At 61.6% G+C, this 6,514-nt stretch carries 4 protein-coding genes and 2 pseudogenes; 2 read left to right on the plus strand and 4 right to left on the minus strand.

Going from position 1 to position 6,514, the window contains the following annotated elements; all coding sequences use genetic code 11:
* Positions 1-237 precede the first annotated feature (237 nt).
* Positions 238-453 (minus strand): annotated as a pseudogene (locus PU724_RS33220) (adenylate/guanylate cyclase domain-containing protein); the annotation flags it as partial.
* 14 nt (positions 454-467) lie between these two features.
* Positions 468-1,187 (minus strand): DJ-1/PfpI family protein, encoded by a 720-nt coding sequence (locus tag PU724_RS33225; RefSeq protein WP_354419899.1) that lies wholly within the window; start codon positions 1,185-1,187, stop codon positions 468-470.
* Between the two features lie 244 nt (positions 1,188-1,431).
* Here PU724_RS33225 and PU724_RS33230 point away from each other — a divergent pair, with 244 nt between their 5' ends.
* Positions 1,432-3,198, plus strand: a complete 1,767-nt coding sequence (locus PU724_RS33230) for an adenylate/guanylate cyclase domain-containing protein (RefSeq protein WP_354419897.1) — start codon at positions 1,432-1,434, stop codon at positions 3,196-3,198.
* 162 nt (positions 3,199-3,360) lie between these two features.
* Here PU724_RS33230 and PU724_RS33235 read toward each other — a convergent pair whose 3' ends face one another.
* Positions 3,361-4,365 carry a GlxA family transcriptional regulator gene (locus PU724_RS33235; RefSeq protein WP_354419895.1) on the minus strand — a complete coding sequence of 335 codons (1,005 nt, stop codon included), beginning with the start codon at positions 4,363-4,365 and terminating at the stop codon, positions 3,361-3,363.
* 112 nt (positions 4,366-4,477) lie between these two features.
* Between PU724_RS33235 and PU724_RS33240 the strand changes: the two genes are divergently transcribed.
* Positions 4,478-5,893 (plus strand): FAD-binding oxidoreductase, encoded by a 1,416-nt coding sequence (locus PU724_RS33240; RefSeq protein WP_354419893.1) that lies wholly within the window; start codon positions 4,478-4,480, stop codon positions 5,891-5,893.
* Positions 5,894-6,305: 412 nt separating this feature from the next.
* Here the strand turns inward: PU724_RS33240 and PU724_RS33245 are convergent.
* Positions 6,306-6,514 (minus strand): annotated as a pseudogene (locus tag PU724_RS33245) (sulfite oxidase); the annotation flags it as partial.

Below are 6,514 nucleotides of genomic sequence, written 5' to 3' on the forward strand. Positions count from 1 at the left end.
CTTCAGCGCGAAGCCTCTTCAGCTGTGCAAGCGTGCCAACCTCGTCGGCTCCCATGAGGCGGCTGTAGCCGACGACGTCGGCAGCAAGAATTGCGGTGAGGCGTCGCTCCATGCCTGTGTCCTGCCTCTTCCGTAGGTCGAAGCTCCGGGTAGCGAGCGTATTCTAGTCCCACCGCGAATGCGAGCGTGCAGTGCCGGCGCCGATAACCGGCGCCTCGCTAGAGGCTTTATCTGGTCCAACACACTCGCGGAAATACACACTTCGCCAGGCTCTGCGAGGGTTTCGAGCCGCACCGCAACATTGACACCGTCGCCATAGATATCATCCCCCTCGACGATAACGTCACCGAGGTTGACCCCAATGCGCAAAGTCATGTGCTTGGGCTCAGGCAGTGGCCCATTCGCCTTCGTTGTTTCGTGCTGCAGATCAAGCGCGCATTGAGCCCGGCACACCGCCGATGAGTTGGCTACACCTTACTGTGCGAAAACTTCTCGAGCCCCCGCTTGATGCCCGCATGGGCCTTCTCGTTGCGGCGAACCATCAGAGCCGTGGCCGCCTCGGACGCCTTGTCGGGATGGCCGGCATCGAAAGGAGGCGACGGGTCGTACTCAATCCCAAGTTGGATAGCTTCCGCGACCTCCGGCCCTGCAAGTTCGGCAATGATGCTCAAGGCGAAGTCGATGCCTGCAGAGACTCCACCCGACGTGAAGACTTTGCCGTCTCGGACGACACGTGCCCTTTCGTGTCGCGCGCCAACCAGAGGCAATAGGTCGACATAGGCCCAATGCGTCGCTGCCCGACGCCCCTTCAGTAGTCCGGCTGCGCCAAGAAGAAACGCGCCCATGCATACCGATGTCACGTATTGTGCGTGCGCGCCCTGCCGGCGAATGAAGTCGATCGTCACTGCATCGGCGAGCGCTTCCGCAACGCCCGAGCCGCCCGGCACGCAAAGGACGTCGAGCGCAGGACAGGTTTCGAAAGTGCAGCTGGGCATGATGCCAAGGCCGCGGTCGCTCACGACCGGCAACATGGTCTTCGCGACGACGTGGGTGCGCGACTGCGGGAACCTGCTGCGAGCCGAGATAGACGGCGGCGTTGCAAGCCGGCTCAGGACTTCAAACGGGCCGGTGAAGTCAAGCTGAGTGATATTGGGGAAAATCACGAAGCCGACGTTGAAATCAGCCATGCAAGTTCTCCCCTAAGTCCGTGAACGCCGACTTGGCGCGGTTGAGATCTTGGCGCCTAGTCACGATGTCCGCAATGGGGTCAAAGTCCGGTCATCGCAGATGTTCGCGGTCCCCACTCCGAGCCCTTTCAGCAATCGCAGCCTATGTCGCACTTCGGACCGAAGAGTCAGCAGGCGAGCCGATCTGAATGGAGCAGCCACGCCCCTGAGTCTGTGCTATGTCGGATAGCGAAGGAGGGGCAACGTGAGTGAGACGCGCAAGCTTGCGGCGATCCTGGCCGCCGATGTCGTCGGATACAGCCGGCTGGCCGGGTCGGACGAAGATCGGACGCTCGCTCGACTCCGGGCGCTGCGCAGCGACCTGATCGATCCTACCATCGCGGTGCACACCGGACGCGTGGTGAAACGCACTGGAGACGGAACCCTCGTCGAGTTCCGCAGCGTGGTCGACGCTGTGCGGTGCGCCATCGAGGTGCAGAACGCCATGCTCGAACGCAATGCCGGCGTGCCGCCTGATCGACGTATTGAGTTCCGCATCGGTATCCATATCGGCGACATAGTGCAGGAGAGCGATGGCGACCTGCTGGGCGACGGTGTCAACATTGCTGCTCGCCTGGAAAGCATTGCGGAACCAAATGGGATTTACCTGTCGAGTGCGGCATATGAGCAGGTGCGAGACAAGCTGAAGGAAGAATTCGAAGATCTCGGCGATAAGGAACTCAAAAACATTGCACGGCCAGTGCGAGCTTATCGAGTGGCCTTGAGCCGCTACACGGCGAGCGAGTTGATTGTTGCCGCGCTGTCAGGTGGAAAACTGGCGCCGCCCGACAAGCCGTCGATCGCGGTCCTGCCGTTCCAGAACATGAGCGGCGACCCCGAACAGGAATATTTTGGCGACGGCATCGCCGAGGACATCATTACGGCCCTGTCCAAACTGCGGGGCTTCTTTGTTATCGCTCGCAATTCGACATTCGCGTACAAGGGCAGGGCGCCAGATATCCGTCAGGTCGCGCGAGAGCTTGGTGTTCGCTATGTACTGGAAGGCAGCGTCCGCAAGGCCGGGGAGCGATTACGGGTAACTGGCCAGCTTATCGACGCGGCTAGCGGCAGTCACATATGGGCAGAGCGCTACGACCGCCCCGCCACTGACATATTCGCTCTACAGGACGAGATCACGGCTAATGTCGTCGCAGCGATCGAACCTCAGCTCTATGCAGCCGAGAACCTCCGTCTCCAGAGCAAGCCACCGGAGAGTCTCGATGCATGGGGCTGCGTGGTGAGGGCCATGCCCTTTATCTGGACCTGGGTATCTCAAGTTGACGATACTGGCATCAACCTCCTGAAACGGGCCATTGAACTCGATCCAGGCTACGCGAGAGCGCATAGCCTGCTGGCTTGGATTTTCGCCACCCGGGTGACGCTCGGAAACATGGACTACGAGGGGGGCATGTCCGATGGTCTCGTTGTCGCACAACGGGCCATCGACCTTGATCCAGAAGACCCTTGGGCCCACGTGGCGGCGGGCTACGTCTTCACCCTCTCACGTCGCTTTGGACCGGCTGTTGAAGAGTTGAACGAGGCATTGCAGCGCAACCCGAGCTTCGCCTTCGCGCGAGCTATTCTGGCCGTGGCTTATGGATATGCGGGACTTGCGGAGGAAGGGTATCGCCAACTCGAGATCGCTAGGCAATTGAGCCCCCGCGACTATTCTCAGGCCGCGAATTTCTCCATTGAAGGGCTGTGCCATCTGGTCGCTTACCGCTATGAAGAAGCAGTCACCGCCGAGCGGCGCGCCGTCCAACTTCGGCCCGACTTCGGGTCTGCCTGGCGCACGCTCGCCGCTTCAGCGGGCCTCGCGGGCGATCTGGAACTCGCACGGCGGGGCCTTGCCGAATGTAGACGCCTGCAGCCGGGCATTAGCATTGCTTGGGTTGAGAAATACTATCCACTGATCCGTGCGGAAGACCGCTCCAGATATATCGATGGCCTACGTCTTGCGGGCCTCGAATAGTTCAGGCCAGATAGCGCCAGTCCTGCCGCCGACCTCCAGATGTCGAACCGACAACGGCAGCTTCGCGCCCAATGTTGGTCGTTCAGAGATGTTTGCCGACGACCCAGAAGCAGACATTTACCCTGAATGAAACCAACGTCCCGCTTGGCGGATTATCCCCGGTCATTCCTTTTGGACCGCCCGATGCAGCGACCCGAAGCGCAAGCGGTATTGCATCGGTGTAATACCGACCTTGCGGCGGAAAAGGCGCCCGAAGAAGCTCGTGTCCTCGTAGCCGACTTCATTGGCGATCGCCTCGACGGCCTCGTCACTCGTTTCCAGCAGCCACTTGGCTTCTTCGAGCCGCAGCGCGTGAACATAGTCCAATGCCTTCATGCCCGTCGCCTTGGCGAAGCGACGCGCGAAGGAGCGTTCGGGCAGGCCTGACAGGCGCGCCATAACGGCGACGGGTGCCGGCTTGCGGAAGTTCGATTCCGCCCATTGCTGGCTTTGCTTGATCACTGCGTCGCTCGTCTGCCGCGAGCGTGCCAGCGTGGCGAAGGGCTGCTGGCCAAGGTCGTGCCATTGCAGCATGTAGACCCTGGCCACCTCGATCGCCTCGCGAAGACCCACGAAGCGCGCGATCAAATAGAGCGCCAGATCCTGCCAACTCGATCCGCCACCGGCCATGACGATGCGCTGCGCTTCGCCGCTCAGCACCAGCGACCGCTCCACCTTCACCTTTACGCCGGGATAGTTGTTCGTCAGCGTGTCGACATAGCCCCAGTGGATTGTCGCCTCGCGGTTCGCGAGAAGCCCGGCTTCGCCCAGCAGCACCGCGCCGGAACAGGCGCTCGCCAGCAGCGCGCCTTCCTCATGCGCGCGCTTCAGCCAGCGCGCTTCAGGCTCATACTGCCCAGCGACGCTCTCGCCCGGATTGACGAAGAAATCGGGAATGCAGACGATATCAGGACGCGGACAGTCGGCGAGCGTGTGGTCGGGATGTACCCAAACGCTGTTCGCCGCGCGAAACCGGCCAGCGTCGCGCGCGACGACGTAGGGACGCATCCGCTGATCCCCAGCCATGCCCTGCGTGATGAAACGAAAGTCCCGTCCCGGCGAAGAAAACAGGTCGACCATTCCGTAGAGCGCCGAAGCCGTGACCTCCGGGACCGCGAGGATCGCCACGTTGAGTGGAACCTCCTGTTCAACCATGGCAGAAATGACCGTTTCCTTACCTTTTCGACTTTAGCGGGCGTCCACGTTCCGCGCTAGTGTGCTGGAAACGGATGATGACACGATGGACCAGAGGACCACGGCTTCGCTTTCGCCCGCCAGCATCGACGGCCTTCGCTCCAGCATGCGCGGCGAGGTGCTGGATCCGGCGAGCGAGGCTTACGATGCCACCCGGGTCGTCTGGAATGGCATGATCGACCGGCTCCCGGCGCTCATTGCCCGCTGCCAAAACGCCGCCGATGTCATGGTCTCGGTGAATTTCGCGCGCGAGCACGGACTCGCCATCGCCATTCGTTCTGGCGGCCACAATGTCGCGGGTTATGCGGTTTGCGACGGCGGATTGATGATCGACATGTCGCTGATGAACGCCGTGCGCGTCGTGCCCGGCCTCGACCGCGGCATCGTCGGTGGCGGTGCGACCTGGGCGGATGTCGACGCCGCGACGACGCCTTTCGGCCGTGCCACGCCGGGGGGGCTCATTTCCGCAACCGGCGTTGCGGGCCTGACATTGTCCGGCGGCATCGGATGGCTGCGCGGCACTCATGGCCTGTGCGTCGACAATCTCCTCGCGGCCGATGTCGTTACCGCCGAGGGAAGGCTCATTCGCGCCGACGAGGCGGAGAACCGCGATCTTCTCTGGGCGCTCCGCGGCGGTGGCGGCAATTTCGGTGTCGTAGTGAGCTTCGAGTTCAAGCTGCACCCGATCGAAGCTGAGCTGATGTTCTGCGGCCCCGCCTATCCCGAGGAACGCGCTGATGAAGTCATCGCGCGCTGGCGCGACTTTATGGAAACGGCGCCGGACCAGCTAAGCGGACTCGCTGAATTTTCGACGTTGCCCGACGATCCCTCTCTCCCCGAACACGCGCGCGGGCGGCGCGTGGTGTCGCTTGCCCATGTGTACGACGGGCCGGCGGATGACGGCGAACGGATCGTTGCACCGCTCCGCAGTTTTGGCGACCCGCTTCTCGATTTCAGCGGCCGGATGCCCTACCGCACCATTCAGTCACTGTACGACGCGCTGTTTCCGAAGGGGCGTGATCGCTGCTACTGGAAATCGACCTATCTCTCCCACCTCGACGACGGCGTCATCGCCGATATCCTGCGGCAGATGGTGGAACGTCCATCCGAGATGACCTTCGCCTCGATCTGGAAATTCGGCGGCCACGCGCAACGCGTGGCGGCGGACGCGACCGCCTTCGGCGACCGGTCCATGCCCTACATGCTGAGTCTGGACGCGATCTGGTCGAGTGTTTCGGACGACGACGCGAACATAGGCTGGGTGCGCAGCTTCTGGCAGCACATGCAGCGACACTCGACCGGTCGGCTCTATCTCAACTTCCCAGGCCATGGCGAAGGCGCCGACCTCGTCCACGATGCGTTTGGCTCTGAGGCTTACGGACGTCTTCAACGGGTAAAGCGGCGCTATGACCCCGACAATATCTTCCGGATGAACCAGAACATCGATCCTGGAGCCGCATAATGACCTTGAGAGCGTCGCCGACGCGGTGGACGACCGCGGTCTCATGAGTAACGCAGAGAGATTATGCTGCATTCGCCAATGTCGGCTTCTGCGTTTTCACCACCGATAGCCGACTGTCTTCAAACGGCCCGATGCTGCCGATCTGCAACGCGCCACATTGCGGTCATTCTCGCCGCCATTCCCAAAAGCCGACATGCTATTTGCGGGCCCAGACACATTGCGCCGAATAGGGACGTTGGATGGGGTTGTTGACTGTCTGCTATCGCTTTTTTCGAAGCCAGAAGCCGACAGTCCGCTGTCGGCCCATGCGCCCGCGACATAGGCTTGCTCGACAGCAATGACGGGGTGACCCCATATTTGGAGTGAGGTCACCTCGATCCTCGTCAGTTTGGTAGGGCCGCCAGTAACCTTCTCAAGCAATGCTGACGCGGCGCGTGACTTGGCCGTTGCTTTCCCAGTAGGTGTGTTTCTTGGCGATAACCGGATCGTCCATCGCGGGCTGGACCTTGCCTGACGTATCAGTGGCGCGCGAGGTGACCGTGTGCTCGCCCTTTGATGGGTCTTTCCAGTCAAGATACCAGACCTTCCACGCGAATTCAGCTTCTTCCGCATGGTCGATCG

This window comes from Mesorhizobium abyssinicae (assembly GCF_049887195.1).
GTDB classification, from domain to species: Bacteria; Pseudomonadota; Alphaproteobacteria; order Rhizobiales; family Rhizobiaceae; genus Mesorhizobium; species Mesorhizobium abyssinicae.